The sequence below is a fragment of the Pseudomonas sp. Snoq117.2 genome (assembly GCF_900110545.1).
Taxonomy (GTDB): domain Bacteria; phylum Pseudomonadota; class Gammaproteobacteria; order Pseudomonadales; family Pseudomonadaceae; genus Chryseomonas; species Chryseomonas benzopyrenica.
The window spans coordinates 919642-941613 of record NZ_FOED01000001.1 but is presented as its reverse complement, the minus strand read 5'-3'; the positions used below and the strand labels follow the sequence as shown (position 1 = coordinate 941613).

At 68.1% G+C, this 21972-nt stretch carries 18 protein-coding genes and 1 tRNA gene; 9 read left to right on the top strand and 10 right to left on the bottom strand.

Annotation, left to right across the window (positions count from 1 at the left end; translation table 11 throughout):
- Window positions 1-29: 29 nt before the first annotated feature.
- Window positions 30-710, bottom strand: coding sequence for a hypothetical protein (locus tag BMZ43_RS04705; RefSeq protein ID WP_093250385.1), 681 nt, complete (start codon window positions 708-710; stop codon window positions 30-32).
- A 60-nt stretch (window positions 711-770) separates the two neighbouring features.
- The gene (locus BMZ43_RS04700) at window positions 771-1370 is read right to left on the bottom strand and encodes a short chain dehydrogenase (protein WP_017642427.1); all 600 of its coding nucleotides are present in this window, start codon (window positions 1368-1370) and stop codon (window positions 771-773) included.
- A gap of 98 nt (window positions 1371-1468) precedes the next feature.
- Here BMZ43_RS04700 and BMZ43_RS04695 point away from each other — a divergent pair, with 98 nt between their 5' ends.
- Window positions 1469-2380: a LysR family transcriptional regulator gene (locus tag BMZ43_RS04695; RefSeq protein WP_064307300.1), complete on the top strand. Its 912-nt coding sequence runs from the start codon at window positions 1469-1471 to the stop codon at window positions 2378-2380.
- A 246-nt stretch (window positions 2381-2626) separates the two neighbouring features.
- Here BMZ43_RS04695 and BMZ43_RS04690 read toward each other — a convergent pair whose 3' ends face one another.
- From BMZ43_RS04690 to BMZ43_RS04670, 5 genes are all read right to left on the bottom strand, one after another.
- Window positions 2627-3328, bottom strand: coding sequence for an ABC transporter ATP-binding protein (locus BMZ43_RS04690; protein ID WP_017642425.1), 702 nt, complete (start codon window positions 3326-3328; stop codon window positions 2627-2629).
- An 11-nt stretch (window positions 3329-3339) separates the two neighbouring features.
- Window positions 3340-4107, bottom strand: a complete 768-nt coding sequence (gene livG / locus BMZ43_RS04685) for a high-affinity branched-chain amino acid ABC transporter ATP-binding protein LivG (RefSeq protein ID WP_093250381.1) — start codon at window positions 4105-4107, stop codon at window positions 3340-3342.
- Window positions 4104-5360, bottom strand: a complete 1257-nt coding sequence (locus tag BMZ43_RS04680) for a high-affinity branched-chain amino acid ABC transporter permease LivM (protein ID WP_064307298.1) — start codon at window positions 5358-5360, stop codon at window positions 4104-4106. The genes livG and BMZ43_RS04680 overlap by 4 nt, the downstream gene beginning before the upstream one ends.
- A complete protein-coding gene (livH, locus tag BMZ43_RS04675) occupies window positions 5357-6280 on the bottom strand; it encodes a high-affinity branched-chain amino acid ABC transporter permease LivH (RefSeq protein WP_017642422.1) in 924 nt (307 codons plus the stop codon). The genes BMZ43_RS04680 and livH overlap by 4 nt, the downstream gene beginning before the upstream one ends.
- Window positions 6281-6394: 114 nt before the next feature.
- Complete coding sequence (locus BMZ43_RS04670) at window positions 6395-7516, bottom strand: branched-chain amino acid ABC transporter substrate-binding protein (protein WP_017642421.1); 1122 nt, start codon at window positions 7514-7516, stop codon at window positions 6395-6397.
- 214 nt (window positions 7517-7730) lie between these two features.
- Here BMZ43_RS04670 and BMZ43_RS04665 point away from each other — a divergent pair, with 214 nt between their 5' ends.
- Window positions 7731-8039: a DUF2288 family protein gene (locus BMZ43_RS04665; protein ID WP_093250374.1), complete on the top strand. Its 309-nt coding sequence runs from the start codon at window positions 7731-7733 to the stop codon at window positions 8037-8039.
- A 47-nt stretch (window positions 8040-8086) separates the two neighbouring features.
- Here the strand turns inward: BMZ43_RS04665 and BMZ43_RS04660 are convergent, their stop codons facing one another.
- Window positions 8087-9073, bottom strand: coding sequence for an aldo/keto reductase (locus BMZ43_RS04660; protein WP_093250372.1), 987 nt, complete (start codon window positions 9071-9073; stop codon window positions 8087-8089).
- A gap of 110 nt (window positions 9074-9183) precedes the next feature.
- Between BMZ43_RS04660 and BMZ43_RS04655 the strand changes: the two genes are divergently transcribed.
- The 3 genes from BMZ43_RS04655 to BMZ43_RS04645 all read left to right on the top strand — a co-directional run bounded on the left by BMZ43_RS04655 (window position 9184) and on the right by BMZ43_RS04645 (window position 12179).
- Entirely contained in the window at window positions 9184-10071 is an 888-nt protein-coding gene (locus BMZ43_RS04655; protein ID WP_093250369.1) for a LysR family transcriptional regulator, read from the top strand.
- An 89-nt stretch (window positions 10072-10160) separates the two neighbouring features.
- Window positions 10161-12074 carry a selenocysteine-specific translation elongation factor gene (gene selB / locus BMZ43_RS04650; RefSeq protein WP_064307250.1) on the top strand — a complete coding sequence of 638 codons (1914 nt, stop codon included), beginning with the start codon at window positions 10161-10163 and terminating at the stop codon, window positions 12072-12074.
- A gap of 9 nt (window positions 12075-12083) precedes the next feature.
- Window positions 12084-12179, top strand: a tRNA-Sec gene (locus BMZ43_RS04645).
- A 10-nt stretch (window positions 12180-12189) separates the two neighbouring features.
- On the opposite strand, the gene BMZ43_RS04640 is transcribed toward BMZ43_RS04645, so the two are convergent.
- On the bottom strand, window positions 12190-13200 hold the full coding sequence (locus BMZ43_RS04640; RefSeq protein ID WP_017642416.1) for an SDR family oxidoreductase: 1011 nt from the start codon (window positions 13198-13200) through the stop codon (window positions 12190-12192).
- A 146-nt stretch (window positions 13201-13346) separates the two neighbouring features.
- Between BMZ43_RS04640 and BMZ43_RS04635 the strand changes: the two genes are divergently transcribed.
- The gene (locus BMZ43_RS04635) at window positions 13347-13955 is read left to right on the top strand and encodes a TetR/AcrR family transcriptional regulator (protein ID WP_256562868.1); all 609 of its coding nucleotides are present in this window, start codon (window positions 13347-13349) and stop codon (window positions 13953-13955) included.
- A 9-nt stretch (window positions 13956-13964) separates the two neighbouring features.
- Here BMZ43_RS04635 and BMZ43_RS04630 read toward each other — a convergent pair whose 3' ends face one another.
- Window positions 13965-17996 carry a bifunctional nitrate reductase/sulfite reductase flavoprotein subunit alpha gene (locus BMZ43_RS04630; RefSeq protein WP_064307249.1) on the bottom strand — a complete coding sequence of 1344 codons (4032 nt, stop codon included), beginning with the start codon at window positions 17994-17996 and terminating at the stop codon, window positions 13965-13967.
- A gap of 583 nt (window positions 17997-18579) precedes the next feature.
- Here BMZ43_RS04630 and nirB point away from each other — a divergent pair.
- The 3 genes from nirB to BMZ43_RS04615 all read left to right on the top strand — a co-directional run bounded on the left by nirB (window position 18580) and on the right by BMZ43_RS04615 (window position 21969).
- Window positions 18580-21129: a nitrite reductase large subunit NirB gene (nirB, locus tag BMZ43_RS04625; RefSeq protein ID WP_064307248.1), complete on the top strand. Its 2550-nt coding sequence runs from the start codon at window positions 18580-18582 to the stop codon at window positions 21127-21129.
- A gap of 2 nt (window positions 21130-21131) precedes the next feature.
- On the top strand, window positions 21132-21488 hold the full coding sequence (gene nirD / locus BMZ43_RS04620) for a nitrite reductase small subunit NirD (protein ID WP_017642412.1): 357 nt from the start codon (window positions 21132-21134) through the stop codon (window positions 21486-21488).
- Between the two features lie 271 nt (window positions 21489-21759).
- Window positions 21760-21969: a hypothetical protein gene (locus BMZ43_RS04615; protein ID WP_143075228.1), complete on the top strand. Its 210-nt coding sequence runs from the start codon at window positions 21760-21762 to the stop codon at window positions 21967-21969.
- Window positions 21970-21972 lie beyond the last annotated feature (3 nt).

Genomic DNA, 21972 nt, shown 5'->3' with positions numbered 1-21972 from the left:
TCGCGCTAAGCAACGCGCGAACACCCGGGCTAGGTGGGGTTGCCGGCACCGCCGTAGAAGGCGCAGCCCTGCCAGGTCTGGCCATTGATGCGCAATTCGGCCTGCAGCGATTGCACGGTGCCGGTACGGCCGTCCACGCAGCGGCGCGGATTGATCCACAACTCGACCTTCTCGCCATTGGCCTCGGTGGACAGGGCGCGCATGCCGCCGGGCAATTCTTCCTGCACGAAGGGCAGGGCGCGGCGCTGCTGGCCGGCGGTGCTGACCAGCATGCCCTGATTGCTGACCTGGACGCTCCAGTCCGGTCCATGGCCACCGGCGTTCATGGCGGTGCGCTTGAAGTTGGGATCGCTGCAACCCGGACCGCTGTATTGCACACGGTAGACATCGGTGACGGCGAACACGCCCTGGGCGCCATCGCGACCGCCGGACTTGAGCTTGCCGCGCAGATCGGCGAACAGCGAAGCGGCACCGCTGTCGGCGGCCAGTTCGTGGGCATCACGCAGGATGGCGGTGTTGTTGGCGTCGGTGACGTCGAAGAAGCGCTGTTCCTGGCAGGGGCGGAACAGCAGCTGGTCACCGCTCCAGCGCAGATCGCCCTGCAGGCGTTCGCCGCCCGGTGCACGCGGGGTGTCGTCGCTCTGGAACAGACTGCAACCGCCGAGGAGGCCGAGCAGGGCAAGGGGAAAGATGGAACGCGGCGCTGGCATCGCGGGACTCCCGACTGAGGTGGGCACACGTTACTCAGACAACGTCGGGAGCTCAAGGACTTACCAGACGCGATAAGTCTTGCCGGTTTCTCGTCCTTCTACGCTGCGTTCGTAGGCGCGGGCGGCTTCGGCGACGGGAATGGCCTTGAAGCCGAGGAAGAAGTCGCCATAGTGCGCCAGGGACTCTTCTACCACGGTGGGGCTGACCACATTCAGGCGCTGGCCGCGTGGTAGCTCGATGGCGGCACCTCGGGCGAAACCTTCCAGCCCCGCGTTGACCATGGCCGCCGCGCTGCCCTGGTGGATGGGATGTTCGCTCACGATGCCGCTGGTGAGGGTAAAGGAGGCACCGTCGGACGCCTGGGCCTGTCCCAGCAACACCAGGTTGACCTGGCCCATGAGTTTACTGCTCAGGCCGACTTGGAAGTCGGCCTGGGTCAATTCGGTCACAGGTGCGAAGGCGAGGGCGCCGGTGGCACTGACCAGGGCATCGAAGCGGCCGACCTTGGCGAACAGGGCACGGATGGAGTCCGGCTGGGTGATGTCCGCCTGGAGATCGCCCGAGTGGCGACCGACCCGCACCAAATCGTGGCGCCTACCGAGGCGTTCGGCGATGGCGCTGCCCAGGGTACCGCTGGCACCGACGAGGATGATTTTCATGGGACGACTCCGTGAAGGGAAGGGAGTCCTCAGCCTAGAATGGCGCATTACCCTGATAAATCACCGGAATGGCAATCCAGTGTTTCCTGGAGGAAACGATGCAGGACGACTTCGCCGATCTCGCCGCCTTCGCCATCCTCTGTGAAAGCGGCAGCTTCACCCGTGCCGCCGAGCGCCTGGGCTGCAGCAAGGGGCAGCTGTCGAAGCGCATCCGCGCGCTGGAGGTACGGCTGGAGACCCGCCTGCTGCACCGCACCACCCGCCGCCTCGACCCCACCGCCGCCGGGCGCACCCTGCTGCCCGAGGCCCAGGCCCTGGTGCGCCAGCGTGAGCGGGCCCTGCAGAGCGTGGCCCGGCTGCAGGAGGAGGCCGTCGGTCCGGTACGCCTGACCGTGCCGGTGTCCCTGGGCTACACCTTTTTCGAGGTGCTGCTGGCCTGCCGCGCCGCCCATCCCGCCATCCAGTTGGACCTGGTGCTGGACAATGGCTACCGCGACCTGGTGGCCGAGGGCTTCGACCTGGCGATCCGTGCGCGTGTGGAGCCGGACGAGCGCCTGGTCGCTCGCCCACTGTTCGCCATGCAGGAGGTGACCTGCGCCGCGCCCGCCTACCTGGCCGCGCATGAGTTGCCGCAGGTGCCCGAGGAGCTGCTCGATCACCGTTGCCTGGTGAACAATCACTATGCCGAGGGCGAGGTCTGGCTCTATCACCGCGATCACCGCCTCGGTCGTGTCCAGGTGGCGCCCAGCCTGGCCTGCAATCACTACAGCCTGCTCAAGCAGGCAGCCCTGGCCGGGCAGGGCATCGCCCGGCTGCCGTCGTTCATGGTGCACGAGGAGTTGGCCAGCGGTGCACTGGTCTGGCTGCTCAGGGACTGGCGCACGCCCAGCCAGCCGCTGTTTCTGGTGCATCCCTACCAGGGTGGCCTGCCCAAGCGAACACGGGTGGTGGCGGAGGCCCTGAGCGACTGGTTCGAGCGCAGTCGGCAGCGCCTGGAGGCGTTGGGGTAGGGGGTTGTCACGCCAGCGCCGGCTTACCCTCGTAGGTTGGGTTGAGCGCAACGAAGCCCAACAGAGCCGGAATTCGAGCAGGCATCGTTGGGCTTCGACGAGGGAGCCGTCTCAACCTAACCTACGTGCTATCGCGGCCATGGGCCGCTCCTACAGGCAACCGTAGGAGCGGCCCATGGCCGCGATGAGATCCACAGCAAGAGCGGTCGCATCAGCGGACCGCCATGGCCGCGATTGGAGAAGGACTCAACCGCCCAGATAGGCCTTGCGCACGTCCGGGTTGGCCAGCAGCTCGGCGCCGCTGTCCTGCATGACGATGCGGCCGTTCTCCAGCACGTAGCCGCGGTCGGCCAGCTTGAGCGCCTGGTTGGCGTTCTGCTCGACCAGGAACACCGTCACCCCATCCTGGCGCAGTTGTTCGATGATCTCGAAGATCTGCTGGATGATGATGGGCGCCAGCCCCAGCGAGGGTTCGTCCAGCAGCAGCAGGCGCGGCTCGCTCATCATCGCCCGGCCGATGGCGAGCATCTGCTGCTCGCCGCCGGACATGGTGCCGGCGCGCTGGGCATAGCGCTCCTTGAGGCGTGGGAAGAGGCCGAGGACCCTGTCCAGCTGACGGTCGTAGCCGTCCTTCTCGGTGAAGAAGCCGCCCATGGCCAGATTCTCTTCCACGGTCAGGCGGGCGAACACCCGGCGACCCTCGGGCACCACGGCGATGCCCTTGCGCATGATCTGCGCGGTTTCCTGGCCGACCAGTTCTTCGCCCTCGTAGCGGATGCTGCCGCCATGGGCGCGCGGCGTGCCACAAAGGGTCATCAGCAGGGTGGACTTGCCGGCCCCGTTGGCGCCGATCAGGGTAACGATCTCGCCCCGGTTGACCTGCACGCTGACGCCATGCAGCGCCTGGATCTTGCCGTAGAAGGTGGAGACGTTGTCGAACTGCAGCATGGAGGTCTCCATCAGGATTCGCCCAGGTAGGCCTTGATCACGTCGGGATTGTTGCGGATCTGCTCCGGCGTCCCGTCGGCCAGGGGCGTGCCCTGGTTGATCACCACGATGTGGTTGGAAATGCTCATCACCAGGTGCATGTCGTGCTCGATCAGCAGCACGGTCACGCCATGCTCGGCGCGCAGCAGGGCGATGAGCGCCTTGAGGTCCTCGGTCTCGCGCGGGTTGAGGCCGGCGGCCGGCTCGTCGAGCATGAGGATCTGCGGGCGGGTCATCATGCAGCGGGCGATTTCCAGACGGCGCTGCTGGCCATAGGCGAGGTTGCCGGCGTTGCGGTTGGCGAATTCGGTGAGGTTGACCTGCTCCAGCCAGAAGCGCGCATAGTCCATGGCCTCGGCCTCGCTCTTGCGAAAGGCCGGGGTCTTGAACAGTCCGGCCAGGAAGCCGGTGTTGAGGTGGCGATGCTGGGCGACCAGCAGGTTCTCCACCGCGGTCATTTCCTTGAACAGGCGGACGTTCTGGAAGGTGCGCACCACGCCCCTGCGGGCGATCCTGTGCCCGGGCAGGCCCTGGATGGCCTCGCCGTTGAGCAGGATCTCCCCGCCGCTGGGACGGTAGAAGCCGGTCAGGCAGTTGAACACCGTGGTCTTGCCGGCGCCGTTGGGGCCGATCAGCGAGACCACCTGGCCCTGCTCCACGCGAATGTTGACGCCGTTGACGGCCAGCAGGCCGCCGAACCTCATGGACAGGCCGGAGACATCGAGAAGGGCTTGGCTCATTTGCGCAACTCCAGGTGCGGGCGTTGCATCGGGAGCAGGCCTTGCGGACGCCAGATCATCATCACGACCATCAGCAGGCCGAACATCAACATGCGGTATTCGCTGAATTCGCGCATCAGCTCCGGCAGCAGGATCATCACGATGGCCGCGAGGATCACGCCGAGCTGGGAACCCATGCCGCCCAGCACCACGATGGCCAGGATGATGGCCGATTCGATGAAGGTGAAGGACTCCGGCGACACCAGGCCCTGGCGGGCAGCGAAGAAGCTGCCGGCGAATCCGGCGAAGCAGGCGCCCAGGGTAAAGGCCGAGAGCTTGATCAGCGTGGGATTCAGACCCAGGGCGCGGCAGGCGATCTCGTCTTCGCGCAGGGCTTCCCAGGCGCGGCCGATGGGCATGCGCAAGAGGCGGTTGATCACGAACAGGGTCAGCAGCACCAGCAGCAGGGCGATCAAATAAAGGAAGATCACCTTGTACTCGGAGTTGTAGGGGATGCCGAAATACTCGTGGAAGGGCGTCATGCCCTCGGGTGCCCGGCGCTCGAAGGTCAGGCCGAACAGGGTCGGCTTGTCGATGCCGCTGATGCCGTTGGGGCCGCCGGTCCATTCGGTGAGATTGCGCAGGAGGATGCGGATGATCTCGCCGAAGCCCAGGGTGACGATGGCCAGGTAGTCGCCGCGCAGGCGCAGCACCGGAAAGCCGAGCAGGAAGCCGAACAGTGCCGCCATCAGCCCCGCCAGCGGCAGGCAGACCCAGAAGCCGAGGCCGTAGTAGTGGGAGAGCATGGCGTAGGTGTAGGCGCCGACGGCATAGAAGCCGACGTAGCCCAGGTCGAGCAGACCGGCCAGACCCACCACGATGTTCAGACCGAGGCCGAGCATCACGTAGATGAGGATCAGGGTGGCGATGTCCACCGCGCCGCGCGAGCCGTAGAAGGGCCACGCCAGGGCGACCAGCACCAGGGCCAGGATCACCCAGCGCTGGGTCTTGGGTTCGGTGAGCTTGGTGCCCAGGCCGGTAACCGGCAGCTGCAGGCCGCCGCGGTTACGCCAGCCGGCGGTGAGCGGATCACGCACCAGTTGCCAGACGAACATCAGCACCGCGGCCAGGGCCACGATCCAGAGGGTACGCGGCGTGGCGCCGTGCACTTCGAGGTTGACGCCGACCGTTTCCAGCTTGAGGCCGAGGATGGGATAGGCGACGGCCAGCACCAGCAGGGCGCTGAAGAAGGCGGTTCGCAGACGGGCACTCATACCTTTTCCACCTCCGGGCGACCGAGGATGCCGGTGGGGCGGAACAGCAGCACCAGTACCAGCAGGCTGAAGGCCACCACGTCCTTGTACTGGTCACCGAAGACGTCGGCACCGAAGGCTTCGGCCACGCCCAGCACCAGGCCGCCGAGCATGGCGCCGGGGATGCTGCCGATGCCGCCGAGCACGGCGGCGGTAAAGGCCTTGATGCCGGCCAGGAAGCCCAGGCTCGGGTTGATCACGCCGTACTGGATGCCCAGCAGCACCGCGGCCACGGCGGCCAGGGTGGCGCCGATGACGAAGGTCAGGGCGATGATGCCATTGGTGTTGATGCCCAGCAGGTTGGCCATCTTGATGTCCTCGGCGCAGGCGCGGCAGGCGCGGCCCAGGCGGGAGCGGGAGATGAACCAGGTCAAGCCGAACATGGTAAGCAGGGTGACGATGAAGATCAGCACCTGTACATAGGAGATCACCACGCCATTCATGGCGTCGGTGCCGATGATGAAGTTGCCCGGCAGCAGGTTGGGGATCGACTTGTCCTTGGAATCCTGCGCCAGCAGCACCCAGTTCTGCAGGAAGATCGACATGCCGATCGCCGAGATCAGCGGGATCAGCCGGTTACCGCCACGCAGGGGGCGATAGGCGATGCGTTCGATGCTGTAGCCATAGGCACTGGCGATGACGATGCTGGCGGCGAAGGCGGCGAGCATGACGATGGGCAGGCTGTGGATGCCCAGCATGGCGAGGCCCGCGATGGCGATGAAGGCCACGTAGGAGCCGATCATGTACACCTCGCCATGGGCGAAGTTGATCATGCCGATGATGCCGTAGACCATGGTATAGCCGATGGCGATCAGGGCATAGGTGCTGCCGACCGTGAGGCCGTTCACCAGCTGTTGCAGGTAATGGTAGAACTCGGGCATGGGTGTCTCCAGGGGACCCAAGTGCACTTCTGGTGCGGGTCCCAGGCCTCGGATGGAGGCGGATAAACGAAGCCCACCGCCGTTGGCGGTGGGCTTCGGTGTTACAGGCAGGGCTTACTTGGCTTCGGTCTTGGAGCCGTCGGCGTGCCATTCGTAGACCACGAACTCGAAGTTCTTCAGGTCGCCTTTCTCGTCGAACGCCAACTCACCGGTGGGGGTGTTGAAGGTGTTGCTGCGCAGTGCCTTGGCCACGTCCTCGGGCTTCTCGTCGCCCGCCTTCTCGATGCCCTGGGCGATGACCTGCACGGCGGCGTAGGAGGGGAACACGAAGGGACCGCTCGCATCCTGCTTCTTGTCCTTGAACGCCTGCACCAGGGCCTGGTTCTTGGGATCCTGGTCGAAGGAGCGCGGCAGGGTGACCAGCAGGCCTTCGGAGGCCTTGCCGGCGATGGCGGAGATGGAGCTGTTGCCCACGCCTTCCGGACCCATGAACTTGGCGGTCAGGCCCTTCTCGGCCGCCTGGCGCAGGATCAGACCCAGCTCGGGGTGGTAGCCGCCGTAGTAGACGAAGTCGACGTTGGCCTGCTTGAGCTTGGCGATCAGCGAGGAGAAGTCCTTGTCGCCGGAGTTGATGCCTTCGAACATGGCGACCTTGATGCCGGCCTTGTCCAGGGTCTGCTTGACCGCGGTGGCGATGCCTTCGCCGTACTGCTGCTTGTCGTGGATGACGGCGACGACCTTGGGCTTGACGTGCTCGACGATGAACTTGCCGGCGGTCGGGCCCTGCATGTTGTCCAGGCCGATGGTGCGGAAGATCAGCTTGTAGCCACGGTTGGTGATGTCGGGGCTGGTGGCCGCCGGAGTCACCATCAGGATGCCTTCGTCTTCATAGATGTCGGAGGCCGGCTGGGTGGAGCTGGAGCAGAGGTGACCGACGACGAACTTTACGCCATCGTTGACGATCTTGTTGGCAACCGCCACGGCCTGCTTGGGATCGCAGGCGTCGTCGTAGATCACGCCTTCGAGTTGCTTGCCCTTGACGCCGCCGGCCTTGTTGATCTGCTCGATGGCCATCTGGGCACCAATGAACTCCATGTCACCGTACTGGGCGACCGGACCGGTCTTGGGGCCGGCCAGACCGATCTTCAGGGTGTCGGCTGCCAGGGTGTGGCTGGCCATGCCGGCCAGGGCCAGGGCCGCGATCAGACGGGAGAAACGCAGAGTTGCCTTTTTCATGAGTGCTCCACTCGGAATGCTTTTATTAATGAGGCAGTTGGAAGCGAAAGTGTGCCGATTTTGTTCTATATGACGCGCTGCGCAGTTTAATCACCGTCTGTTCGTCTTGGAAAGCTGGCGACGACAACTTGTTGGACTTGTCGACCGCGCGTCCGGGCGCTCGGCAAGCGAAGAGGGCGCCGGTAGAATCCGCCCTTTTCACGAGGCCCGCACCATGACCGATCACGCAACGCGCTACGCCACCCTGCTCGGGCAGACTGCCGCCATCAGCTGGGAAGAATTGCAACCGCATTTTGCGCGGGGCGTGCTGCTGGAAGTGGCACCGGAGCTGGACCTGATCGAGGCGGCCATCGCCGTGACCCAGGACGATGCCGCCCAGGTAGGGCTGTGGCTGCAGCAGGGCCAGCTGGCCAAGGTCGACGAAGACCGGGCGCGCCGCCGACTGGAAGCGCCGGCGGTGGCTCTGTGGGCGGTGGTGGTGGCGCCCTGGGTGCTGATGCAGGAGCGTCCGGCCGAGCGCTAAAACGTCAACGGCCCGCGCAAGGCGGGCCGTTGGCTGGCGGGCGTGACTCAGCGTTCGCTGTCGAGATCGCGCAACTGGTGTTCGCCGTAGCGATCGCCGGCCACCGCGCCTGGCGGCAGCAGCCGTTCCAGCTCGGCACGGTCCGCGGCGCTCAGGGTCACCGCCAGCGCACCGAGGGATTCGTCCAGTTGTTCGCGACGGCGGGCACCGACCAGGGGCACGATGCCGTCGCCCTGGGCGGCGACCCAGGCCACCGCCAGCCGGGCCGGGGTGGTGCCGCGGCGTTCGGCGAATTGCTTCAGGCCTTCCACCAGCGCCAGGTTGCGCTCCACGTTGCCCGGCTGGAAGCGCGGACTGAGGGCACGGAAGTCGCCGCTGCCCGAGGGTTGGCGCCAGTGACCGCTGAGCAGGCCGCGGGAGAGCACGCCATAGGCGGTGATGCCGATGCCCAGGTCGCGGCAGGTCGGCAGGATCTCGGCCTCGATGCCGCGCGAGACCAGCGAATACTCGATCTGCAGGTCGCAGACCGGATGCACCGCGGCCGCCCGCCGCAGGGTCTGGGCGCCCACTTCCGAGAGGCCGATGTGGCGGATGTAGCCGGCCTGCACCAGCTCGGCGAGGGCGCCCATGGTGTCCTCGATGGGCACCTGGCGATCCAGCCGCGCCGGGCGATAGATGTCGATGTGGTCCACGCCCAGGCGCTTGAGGCTGTAGGCGACGAAATTCTTGATCGCCGCCGGCCGGGCGTCGTAGCCCAGCCACTCGCCGCCCGGACCGCGCAGGGCGCCGAACTTGACGCTGATCAGCGCCTGCTCCCGCCGACCGCGCAGGGCTTCGCCCAGGAGCAGCTCGTTGTGGCCCATGCCATAGAAGTCACCGGTGTCGAACAGGGTGACGCCGCGTTCGAGGGCGGCCTGGACGATGGCGATGGCCTCGCCACGGTCGGCGGCGCCATAGAGATCGGACATGCCCATGCAGCCCAGACCGAGCGTGGATACCAGAGGGCCCTGCTGGCCCAAGCGACGCTGTTGCATGAGGGATTCCTCGTCAGGTGGATGAGGCTTCACTCTAGTCGTCCGGACGCTGTGCGATAATCCGCTCCTGACACAACGACCTGTTCGCGCAGCCGTACAATGGAGGCGTCTTGAATCTGGATGACCTGGCGGCCTTCGCCGCCGTGGCCGAGGCTCGCAGCTTTCGCGGCGCCGCCTATGTGCGTGGCGTGGCCGCCTCTTCGCTGAGCGATGCGGTGCGGCGGCTGGAGCGGGAACTGGATGTGCGGCTGCTGCACCGCACCACCCGCAGCGTGACGCCCACCGCGGCCGGCCAGCGCCTGCTGGAACGCCTGACCCCGGCCCTGCGCGAGGTGCGCGGCGCGCTGGACGCCATCAATGCCGAGGGCGAGAGTCCGGTGGGCAGCCTGAGACTCAATGTGCCCACCATCGTCGCCCGGGTGCTGCTGCCGCCGCTGATCGGCCCCTTCCTGGCCCGGCATCCGGGCATTCGCCTGGAGGTGGTGGCCGAGGACCGGCTGATCGACGTACTCGCCGCCGGTTTCGATGCCGGGGTGCGCTACGACGAGCATCTGGAGGCCGACATGATCAGCGTGCGGCTGGGCCCCGTCACCCAGAGATTCGCCGTGGCCGGAACCCCGGCCTACCTGGAGCAGCACGGCGTACCGGCACACCCCGCCGACCTGGTCAGGCATTCCTGCATCGGGCATCGCTTCGCCAGTGGCCTGGTGGCGCAGTGGAGCCTCGAGCGCGGCAGCGAGGTCATCAATGTCGCGCCGGGCAGTCGCCTGCTGGCCTCGGCGCTCGACCTGGAGCTGCAGGCCGCCCTCGACGGCGTCGGCCTCATCTATTCCTTCGCCGACTACCTGGCCGCGCCCCTGGCCGACGGCCGCCTGGTGGAAGTGCTGGCGGACTGGTCGCCGTCCTTTCCCGGTCCGCGGCTCTACTACGCGGATCGCCGCCAGTTGCCCGCGCCCCTGCGCGCCTTCGTGGCCTTCCTGCGCGAGCGTCACGGCTAGGCGAGCGCGCGGGGCGCCGCTACCCTGAGCGCCAGTCCGCCGCCTGGAGCCGCCATGACGTCCCTGTACATCCGCCTGGTAACGTCCTCATGATCATCGGCACCGCCGGCCACATCGACCATGGCAAGACCGCGCTGATCCAGGCCCTCACCGGGGTCGCCGGTGACCGCCGCCGCGAAGAGCAGGCGCGTGGCATCACCATCGACCTGGGCTATGTCTATGCCGACCTGGGCGACGGCGGCCTCACCGGCTTCATCGACGTACCCGGCCACGAGCGCTTCGTGCACAACATGCTGGCCGGTGCCAGCGGCCTGGATCTGGCCCTGCTGGTGGTGGCGGCCGACGATGGCGTCATGCCGCAGACCCGCGAGCACCTGGCGATCCTCGAATTGCTCGGCATTCCCCGGCTGCTGGTGGCCCTGACCAAGGCCGATCGGGTGGACGCCGAGCGGCTGGCCCAGGTGCGTCAGGAGGTCAGTGCGCTGCTGGCTGCCGGGCCCTTCGCCGGGGCGCCGCTGTATCCGGTGGCCAGCCCCAGCGGCGCCGGCATCCCCGCGTTGCGCGCCGCCCTGCTCGCGGCCCTGGACCAGGTGCGCCAGCGCAATGCCCGCGGCGGCTTTCGCCTGGCGGTGGACCGGGTATTCAGCGTCGCCGGGGCCGGCGTGGTGGTCACCGGCACCGCCTTTGCCGGCCAGGTGGCCATTGGCGACGAACTCATCCTCACCCCGCGTGGCCAGCGGCTGCGGGTGCGGGGACTGCATGCGCAGAATCGCGCCGCGGAAGCGGCTCAGGCCGGTCAGCGGGTGTCGCTCAATCTGGCGGGAGAGCGCCTGAGCACCGACAGCCTCGCCCGCGGCGACTGGCTGGTGGCCGAGGCGCTGCACGCGCCCACCACCCGCCTCGACGTGGAGCTGCGCCTGCTGCCCGGCGAGGCGCGCAACCTGGCGCACTGGACGCCGGTGCACGTGCACCTCGGCGCCCAGGATCTCACCGGGCGCGTCGCCCTGCTGGAAGGCGACAGCCTCGCCCCGGGTGCCACGGCCCTGGCGCAGCTGGTGCTCAATGCGCCTTTGCACGGGGTGCACGGCGATCGCCTGGTGCTGCGCGACCAGTCCGCCCAGCGCACCCTGGGCGGTGCGCGGCTGCTCGATCCCTTCGCCCCGGCCCGCCATCGCCGCACCCCGCAACGCCTGGCGCAACTTCAGGCGCTGCGGCAGGGCGGCCTGGAGGAAGCCCTGCCCGAACTCCTGGCCCAGGCCGACGGCGGTCTCGATCCACGGCTGCTGGCGCGTCAGTTCAACCGACCCGAAGGCGACTGGCAACTGCCCGCCGACACCCTGAGGGTGGAGACGCGGGTCGGCCCGCGGTTGTTTGCAGCCTCCTTGTGGCAGGCAGCGCTCGAGCGCCTGAGCGAAGCGCTCGCTACCTTTCACCAGGAACAACCCGACGAGCTGGGTCCGGATCGGGATCGCCTGCGCCGCATCGCCGCGCCGGAACTTGAGCGGCCCGTCTATCTGGCGCTGCTGGAGACGGCCCTGGCCGAAGGGCGCCTGCAGAGCAGCGGTCCCTGGCTGCACCTGCCCGATCACCGGGTACGCCTCACCGAGGCGGAGGAGGGGCTCAAGGCCCGGCTCTGGCCGCTGCTGGAGGCCCAGCGCTTCGATCCGCCCTGGACCCGCGATCTCGCCAAGAGCCTGGGTCAGCCCGAGGCCGAGGTGCGGCTGTTGCTGCGCAAACTGGCCCGGCTGGGGGAACTGACCCAGGTGGTCAAGGATCTCTTCTATCCCCAGGCGAGTCTGGAAGCCGCGGCAGGCGAGGCATTGCGCCTGGAGTGCGAAGCAGGGATCATTCGCGCCGCGGCCTTTCGCGATGCCCTTGGCATCGGTCGCAAGCGCAGCATCCAGATCCTCGAATGCCTGGATCGCATCGGTTTCACCCGTCGCTTCGGCGACGAGCGCCGGGTCCGCCCGGACAGCGCCTGGGCCCGCGGCGCCGAGGGCTAGCGCAACAGAGGAAGGCAATCACGCCCGGTGGCGTGGCCGGGCTTCAAACCCGGTTGGGGACGGCAGCCGTTCCCGGGTGGGTTCGACTCCCACTGCCTTCCGCCATTTCCTGCGGTCAGTGCCCGTCCACCGGGTGATGCAGCACCGCGCCCTCCCGCTGCAACTCCTGCAGGAACCAGTCGGCCGCCCAGAGCTGTTCGGGCATATAGAGACCCGCCGGCAGTGGTTTTCCGCCTACCAGGCCCAGCACCCGCTCCAGCGACAGCACCAGCCCGAGGGCGGTCAGCGAGGCCTGCCCCTGGCTGAATTCCAGCACGGACCGTGCGGTGGTGGTCTGGCTGTCCCTTTCGCCGGTCGCCCTGACCGCGATTTCGGCCGCCGTTTCCGCGCCCCGCCGGCGGCTGGAGGACTCGCCCATGGCGATGTCGAAGCGGAGTTCCGGCGCGGCGGTGGTGGCCCAGAGACTGAGCAGGTCGATGGAGCCAAAGGCCGTGGCGGCCAGCGTGCGACCGTCCAGCGCCCTGACGCTGCCCTGCAGGTCGGCACCGCTCAGCCAGTGGCGGCGCCCATGGCGGAACGCCAGGGCCGCGGGCGCCGCGCTGTGCACTCGCGCCATGTCTTCCCAGGCCAGGGGACCGGCCGGATCTTCTTCATCCAGCAAGACCTCCACCCCGATCGCCGTGACCCGGGTGAAGCGGCGGGCGAGATCGAGCGCCAGCGCCAGGGCGGCGCCCGAAGCCCAGTGGCTGGACAGCACCAGGGCATGGGCGCCGGGGCGGTGCATGAACAGGGCGACCTCCGGGCCCAGTTCGGTGACGCCGGTGTTGGCATTGAGATAGGGGATGCCCAGGCGCTGGGCGAGGCGCAGGCCGTGCAGGGCCTGATCCGGTGCCAGCATGATCACGGCTGCCGGGTTGAGGGCGGGATCCAGTCCCAGCCCCGGCTGATCGAGATCCAGGCCCACCGCCCGGGCCTGGCCGGCGGCCTGGGCGACGTCCTCGGCCGTGGCGAGGTTGCGACCCCCGACCAGCAGCGGCCAGTCAGGCTGGCGCTGGCGGAACCAGTGGACGGCCTGGCGGCCTACCGTGCCCGAACCGCCGGCAAAGAGTATGGGTTGCAGTGGCATGATGCTGTCCTCGTCGTTGCAGTGCTGAGGTCCCGGGAGACTGCACGGCCCCTTGGGCAGCAGCCGTTCTCCGCGTTAACCTACCAAGAGTAGGTTCCAGTCCAGGATTAACCTACCTTTAGTAGGTTTGCAAGAAGAGTTGACCAATGGCAGAGCGATCCACCCCTGAAACACCGGTCTCCGAAGGGGCCGGGCGGCGTCTTTCGAAGGCGGCGCGGCGTCAGCAATTGCTGGAAACAGCGCGGGTTATCGTCCGGGAAGAGGGCGCGGATCGCCTGACCCTGGGCTATCTGGCCGTACAGGCAGGCGTCTCCAAACCGGTCGTCTACGAGCATTTCGGGACCCGCTCGGGACTGCTCATCGAACTCTATCGCTGGCTCGATCTGGCGCAGATGGATGCCTTTCGCCAGGCCATGACCGCCCGGCAGCAGAGCGCCGAAGAGGCCACCGCGGCGCTGGCCGAGGGCTACATCCGCTGCGTAACCGACATGCAGGGCGAGGTCGGCGTGCTGGCGGCGGCCCTGGCGGGGAGCGAGGAAAAGACCGCGGTGTATCAGGAGTTGCTGGAGCACGGCACCCGGATAGTGGCGGCGGTGCTCACGCCGCATAGCGAAGGGTCCGCTGCGGAGTTGCAGGTGTCCTGCATCGGCCTGGTCGGCGCCGGCGAGGCCCTGGCCGCGGCCGTGGTGCGCGGGGCGCTGGGCGAGCGCGAGGCCATCGCGGCCTTTACCCGCCTGGTGCGCGCGGTGCTGTAGCGGCTGGCGCTAGTAGACGTCCTTCAGATATCTCTTTTGCTCGCTCATCCCGCGCACATAGTCGGCAGCGGCCTCGTCGCTGAGGTGGCCATGGGTCGCCACCACCTGGCGCAGGGCCTGGTCCACGTCCCTGGCCATGCGGCTGGCATCGCCGCAGACATAGACGCGGGCGCCGTCCTGCAGCCAGCGCCAGACCTCGGCGCCGCGTTCGCGCAGCCGATCCTGCACATAGACCTTCTCGGCCTGGTCGCGGGAGAAGGCCAGACTGAGTTCGTCCAGCAGGCCATCGCGCTGGAAGGCTTCCAGTTCGTCGCGGTAGTAGAAGTCATGGGCGGCGTGCTGCTCGCCAAAGAACAGCCAGTTGCGACCCCCGTCGCCCCGGGCGCGGCGCTCGTGGAGAAAGCCGCGGAAGGGCGCGATGCCGGTGCCGGGGCCGATCATGATCAGCGGGACGTCACCCTGGTCCGGCAGGCGGAAGTGACGTGAAGGCTGGATATGCACCTCGGTGGTGGCGTCCTGCAGGCGGTCGGCGATAAAGGTGGAGGCCACGCCCTTGCGTTGACCGTAGCGCACCGCCGAGACCGTGAGGTGCACCTGGCCGGCATGGGCCAGGGGGCTGGAGGCGATGGAATAGAGCCGCGGTTGCAGGCGCTTGAGGCTGCCGAGCAATTCGCTGGCGTCGTGCCGGGCGGGAAAGCGGGCCAGGACGTCGGCCAGTTGCCGGTCCCAGAGCCAGGTCTTGAGTCTCTCCCGGTCGCCCAGCAGGGCGCGGCACTCGGCAGCATCGCTGCGCTCGGCGATCAGCGCCAGGGTCTCGGGGTTGGGACGGGCGATCTCATAGTGTTCGCTTAGCGCCTGGCGCAGCGACAGCTCGCCGACCTTGGCTACCGTGACCGCTTGTTCGCCGTCCAGGCCGGCGAGGGCGAGGACCTCCTCGACCAGTTCCGGGCAGTTGCGCGCCTTCACGCTCAAGGCGTCACCGGCCTGGTAGGTCAGGGGCTGCGCGGATTCGAAACCGAACAGCCGGACCTCCTTGTTCGATCCGGCACCGTTGAGTCTCCGGTTGATGACCAGCCGCGCGGGCACCGCCGTCGGGCGACCGGTCGTGGTCGGAGGGGCGACGGGTACCTGGGCGGCCTGGGGCGCCAGCTGCCCTTGCAGGGCGGTCAGCCAGGCGTCGGCGGCGTCGAGGCCATCGGCGTCGCAGTCCAGCCGCGGGCAGAGGCGGCGGGCGCCGAGTTCGGCCAGGCGGGCGTCGAGGCGCTGGCCGTGGCCGCAGAACTGCTCATAGGTGGAATCGCCCAGGGCCAGCACGGCGTAGTCCAGCTCGGCGAGGGAGGCATCGAGGCGCCCGAGGCCCTGCCAGAAGGCCTGGCCATTGTCCGGGGCCTCGCCGTCGCCAAAGGTGCTGCTCACCAGCAGGACGCGGCGGGCACCGCTCAGGCGTTCGACGGCATAGGCGGCCATGTCGTGCAATTCGACGGTGAGACCGGCCTGGCACAGGCGGGCGACGCAGCGCTCGGCCAGGGCTTCGGCGTTGCCGGTCTGGGAGGCCCAGAGCACCACCAGATCGGCCGGCGCGGTAGCGGTCTGGGGCAGGCCGGCGCTCTGGCTTTGCGGCAGGCGGCTGAACAGCCCGGCGAGCAGGCCATCGAGCCAGAGCCGGGTTTCGGCGGCCAGCGGCGCCTGGGCCGGCAGGCAGGGTACGCCCTGGGCGCCACCGTCGCGCAGGCCGTCCATGAAGCCGGCCAGGTAGGTGCGTTCGGCCGCGCTGAGCTGGGGCCGGACCGCGGTGGCGACCCCGGTGAGATCGGCCAGCCGCGCCAGGGCGGGTTGCTGGACGCTCTCGGTGACCGGCTCGTCGGCCGGCAGCTGGCGGTGGGGAATGGTGGCGACCCGGGTCAGGCGCACCGCGCAGACCTTGAGTTCCGGTTGCAGCGAGAGCGGGTCGACGGCGTCGCTGGTGACGGCATTGATGGCCAGGTCGCTGCCCTGGACGTCGGCCCAGTGAAAGGGCGCGAAGCAGTTACCGGGCTGGACCCGGTCGCTGAGGGTCACCGGCAACACGGCACGGCCGCGGCGCGAGGTGATCTCCAGCCGGTCGCCCGCGCTGAGCCCCAACGCCTGGGCGTCCTGGGGATGCACCTCGACGAAGGGCGCCGGATTGAGGCGATTCAGCGCGGCGATCTTGCCGGTCTTGGTGAGCGTATGCCACTGGTGCTGCAGACGCCCGGTGTTGAGCACGAAGGGGTAGTCGGCATCCGGCAATTCCGCCGGGTCCAGGTGCGGGCGAGCGAAGAATTGCGCCTTGCCGCTGGGGGTGGCGAAGTTGAGCGCGGTGGGTTCGCCGGTTTCATCCAGGCGCAGGGTCTGGCTACGGCCGTCGTTGCGATAGCGGATCGGCTGGCGCGGATCGCTTTCCGCGCTGGGGCAGGGCCATTGCAGCGGCGTCTCGCGCAGCCGGGCATGGCTGGCGCCGCGGAGGTCGTAGCCGGTCTGGGGGTTGTGGAACTGCTTGATCTCGTCGAACACCTCGGCGGCCGAGGCGTAGCTGAAGTGCTCGCCATAACCCATCGCACAGGCGACGTCGGCGATGATCCGCCAGTCGGCGCGGGCCGCGCCGGGCGGGTTGACGGCCTGGGGGGCCAGGGTCAGGTTGCGCTCGGAGTTGATCATCACCCCGTCGGCCTCGGCCCAGAGCGCGCCGGGCAGGAGGATGTCGGCGTAGCGGTTGGTCTCGGTGTCGAGAAAGGCGTCCTGGGTGATCACCAGTTCGGCCGCCTGCAGCCCGCGGATGACCGTCTCGCGATTGGCCACGCTGGCCACCGGATTGGTGCAGATGATCCAGCAGGCCTTCACGGTGCCGGCGGCCAGGTCCTCGAACAGGGCGACGGTGCCCTGGCCCAGGCGGGTGTGCAGGGTGCCTTCCGGAATCCGCCAGGCGCGTTCGACGAAGGCGCGGTCGGCGGCGGACAGCAGGCTGCGCTGGCCGGGCAGGCCGGGCCCCATGTAGCCCATCTCGCGCCCGCCCATGGCATTGGGCTGGCCGGTCAGGGAGAAGGGGCCGCTGCCGGGGCGGCAGATCTTGCCGGTGGCCAGGTGCAGGTTGCACAGGGCGTTGGTGCTCCAGGTGCCGTGGGTACTCTGGTTCAGGCCCATGGTCCAGAGACTGGTCCATTCACCGGCCTCGCCGATCCAGCGCGCCGCCGTGCGGATGTCCGCCTCGGCCAGCCCCGTCCCGGCGGCCACGCGCGCGGGACTGTAGTCGGCGAGAAAATCGGGCATGGCCTCCCAGCCCTCGGTATGGGCGGCGATGAAGGCTTCGTCCAGATAGCCCTCGGCGTGCAACAGGTGCAGCAGGCCATTGAGCAGCAGCAGATCGGTGCCCGGGCGCAGTTGCAGGAAGAGATCGGCCTTTTCGGCAGTGGCGGTGCGCCGCGGATCGATGACGATCAGCCGGGCGCCGCGCTTGACCCGATCCAGCAGGCGCAGGAAGAGGATGGGGTGACAGTCGGCCATGTTGGCGCCGCTGACCAGGAAGAGATCGGCGTGGTCGAGGTCGTCGTAGGAGCCGGGCGGGCCGTCGGCGCCAAGGGACAGCTTGTAGCCGGTGCCGGCGCTGGCCATGCACAGCCGGGAATTGGATTCGAGCTGGTTGGTGCCGATGAAGCCCCGCGCCAGCTTGCTCACCAGGTACTGGGCCTCCAGCGACAGCTGGCCGGACACATAGAAGGCGATGGCGTCCGGCCCGTGGCGGTCGAGGATGGCACGCAACCGCTCGGCGGTGGCAGTGACGGCCTGATCCAGCCCGGTCTGCACCGGTTCGTGGGAGCGGTCGTGGCGGACGTAGGCCTGCGCCATGCGCCCACTGTCCACCAGCGCCTGGTGGCTGGTGCTGCCCTTGGTGCAGAGGCGGCCGCGATTGGCCGGATGGTCGCGATCGCCACTGACCTTGGTGACCCGGCCGTCTTCCACCTGCATGACGATCCCGCAGCCGACGCCGCAGTAGGGGCAGACGCTCTTGATGTGGGTAGTGGCCATGGCAAGGATCCTTCGAGAACCAGAAAGCGAAAAGGCGCCGGTCGTGCTCCCCGGAGGGAGACGAACACGGCGCCTTTGTCGTGAAAGGGGGCGATCGGCGTTGACCGCTCCATGCTGGGTATTTAGCAAGGCCCGCGCCAGCTTGGTCCGACGGGCTCAGGGAGCGCATGACTGCTGGTCCGGCGGAGGGGCGGCAGTCCTGCTCGACGTCATGGCAACCACGGGTGATGTGCGCCGTGACGGGGCAGGCAGGCCTTGCCTTGCACCGTTGTGGTTCCGGCTGGCGGGTAGCCGGTGGCGAGTCGGCGATGCCCTCTGCTGGCTGCAGGCCGCGCCAGTGGCGGATCTCCAGGCGATCAGGCAGAACTGGCACAGCCGATGCAAAAGCCCTGACAGACCCGCATTTTCGGGTCGCCCGGTCGATCAACGGCGATCGACAGCCACTGCAGGCGACGGGCACGGAGCAGAGCCCAGGGCTCCTCCCTACATAGAACAGGCAAAGGCGCCTGAGACCGCGAGGTTTCAGGCGCCTTTTTATTTGCCGCGACTCAACCTGATTGGCCTCGGCCGGGGGATAGCCTCCATGAACAGCATCGTGACCCGCAAAGAACGCCTGATCGTCGTCGGCAACGGCATGGTCGGCCATCACCTCGTCGAGCAGCTGCTGGCGGCCGGCGCCCTGGACCACTACGAGATCCACGTCTTCGGCGAAGAGCGTCAGCGCGCCTACGACCGGGTGCATCTCTCGGAATACTTCGCCGGCCGTGACGCCGAATCCCTGGCGATGAGCACAGCCGACCTCTATGCCGTGCCCGGTCTGGTGCTGCACCTGGGCTGCGCGGTGACCGGCATCGACCGCGAACAGCGTGAGGTGCTGACCCCTGAAGGCGCCTTCGGCTACGATCGCCTGGTGCTGGCCACAGGCTCCTATCCCTTCGTACCGCCCATCGAGGGCGCCGAGGGCGACTCGCGCCTGGTCTATCGCACCCTGGACGACCTGGACACCATCCGCCTGGCTGCCGCCAAGGCGCGCCGCGGCGTGGTGGTGGGGGGCGGCCTGCTCGGCCTGGAAGCGGCCAATGCGCTGAAATCCCTGGGCCTGGAAGCCCATGTGGTGGAATTCGCCCCGCGCTTGATGCCGGTACAGCTGGACGACCTGGGCGGCGCCGCGCTCCGGCAGCGCATCGAAGACCTGGGCGTGGGCGTGCACCTGTCCAAGGCCACCCAGAACATCACCGCCGGCAGCGAGTACCGCTACCGCATGAACTTCGCCGGCGAGGATTTCCTCGAGACCGACCTGATCCTGTTTTCCGCCGGCATCCGTCCCCAGGACGCCCTGGCCCGCAGCTGCGGCCTGGAACTCGGCGCCCGCGGCGGGGTGGCGGTGGACAACGGCTGCCTGACCAGCGACCCCTTCATCCATGCCATCGGCGAGTGCGCCGCCTGGAACGGCAGCATCTTCGGCCTGGTCGCCCCGGGCTACCAGATGGCGCGCCTGGTGGCCGCCACCCTCTGCCACGGCCAGGCCACGCCCTTCACCGGCGCCGACATGTCCACCAAGCTCAAGCTGCTGGGCGTGGACGTGGGCTCCATCGGCGATGCCCACGGCGCCACGCCCGGGGCGCGCAGCTATCGCTACATCGACGAAGCCAGCGCCAGCTACCGCCGCCTGGTGGTGTCCGCCGACGGCAAGCACGTGCTCGGCGCCGTGCTGGTGGGTGACAACAGCTACTACGACACCCTGCTGCAATACGCCCAGAACGGCATCCCGCTGCCCCAGGATCCGGCCAGCCTGATCATGCCGGTGGGCGAGGGCACCCCGACCCTGGGCGCCGATGCCCTGCCGGCCACCGCCACCCTCTGCTCCTGCCACAACGTCACCAAGGGCGCGGTCTGCGCCGCCATCGACGCCGGCTGCACCGATCTGGCCGGCATCAAGAGCTGCACTAAGGCGGCCACCGGTTGCGGTGGCTGCGCGGCGCTGGTCAAGCAGGTCTTCGAGCATGAGCTGATCGCCCGGGGCGTCGAGGTCGACAAGAGCCTTTGCGAACACTTCGCCCACACGCGCCAGGAGCTCTATCACCTGGTACGGGTGGAAGGCATCCAGAGCTTCGACGAGCTACTGGCGCGTCACGGTCGCGGCCACCATGGCTGCGACATCTGCAAGCCGGCGGTGGCCAACGTCCTGGCCTCCTGCTGGAACGCGCCCATCACCGATCCGCACCTGGTGCCGCTGCAGGACACCAACGACACCTTCATGGCCAACATGCAGAAGAACGGCACCTATTCGGTGGTGCCACGCATTCCGGGTGGCGAGATCAGCCCGGAAGGCCTGATCGCCATCGGCCAGGTGGCGAAGAAGTACGACCTCTACACCAAGATCACCGGCGGCCAGCGCATCGATCTCTTCGGCGCCCAGCTGCACGAATTGCCGGACATCTGGGGCGAGCTGATCGCCGCCGGCTTCGAGACCGGCCATGCCTACGGCAAGTCGACCCGCACGGTGAAAAGCTGCGTCGGCAGCACCTGGTGCCGCTACGGGGTGCAGGACAGCGTCAAGATGGCGCTGGACATCGAGCACCGCTACAAGGGCCTGCGCGCGCCGCACAAGCTCAAGTTCGCCGTCAGCGGCTGCACCCGCGAGTGCGCCGAGGCCCAGAGCAAGGACATCGGCGTGATCGCCACCGAGAACGGCTGGAATCTCTATGTCTGCGGCAACGGCGGCATGCGTCCGCGGCATGCCGAGCTGTTCGCCACCGACCTGGATGACGAGACCCTGATCCGCTACATCGACCGGCTGCTGATGTTCTACATCCGCACCGCCGACCGCCTGCAGCGCACCTCGGTGTGGCGCGAGTCGCTGGAGGGCGGGCTGGACTACCTCAAGCAGGTGATCATCGAAGACAGCCTGGGCCTTGGCGCCGAGCTGGAAGCTCAGATGCAGCTGGTGGTGGATCGCTACGAATGCGAATGGGCCAATGCCCTGAACGATCCCGACAAGCTCAAGCGCTTCCGGACCTTCGTCAACCAGCGCGGCAACGACCCGGACATCCACTTCGTCAAGGAGCGCGGCCAGCGCCGGCCGGCGCGTCACCACGAACTTCAGCTCATCGCCGTTACCGAGGAGGCTTGACCATGACCCAGACCAATACCGCTCGCGCCCTGGAGCCCCGCTGGCAACCCCTGTGCCACCTGACCGATCTGGTGCCCCAGTCCGGTGTGGTGGCCCTGTACGAGGGCGAGCAGGTGGCGCTGTTCTATCTACCCGAGACCGAGCAGAAGGTCTTCGCCGTGGGCAATCGCGATCCCAAGTCCGGTGCCAATGTCATCGGTCGCGGCATCGTCGGCCAACTGGGCCAGGACCTGGTGATCGCCTCACCGCTGTACAAGCAGCATTTCCGCCTGGCGGACGGTGGCTGCCTGGAGTACCCCGAGCAGGCGCTGCCCACCTGGGCGGTACGGCTGAACGGGGAGCGGGTGGAGATCGCCTGAGGCTTTCGCGTCTGGCCTTCTCTCACCCCATTCTTCTCCCGGAGGGAGAGGGGGCGGTACGGTGTGGCGCGGAGCTATTCACGTAGTTGGACAACGGCGCCGCCTTGCCCGGGTGATCACCGCGCCTAGGCGGCTGACTGTTGCACCCACCGTAGTGCAGCGTTGCGCGATGGGTGCTGGTCCAGGCAGGCGAAAACTCTTGGTCGGGGCGATACTCAAGGAGCGGGGACGCTGTCTGCCGATCCTGGCAGTCGCCCTGCGGGAGGTCATCATGCGCCTGACAAGAACCCTTCGCTCCGCGCTGTTCATCGCCCTGCTGCTGGCCCTGGCCGCCATCGCCCTGCTGGAAGGCTGGCGCGCGCAACCGGTGGGCGAACCCGCCTTGCGCGCCGATCCGGTCTGTAGCCACGGCTATGCGCCCTATGGCTGCTATCCGGTACCGGCCCGTGGCGGCGACCTGGGGTGGCTGGAGCGACTCTAGGTC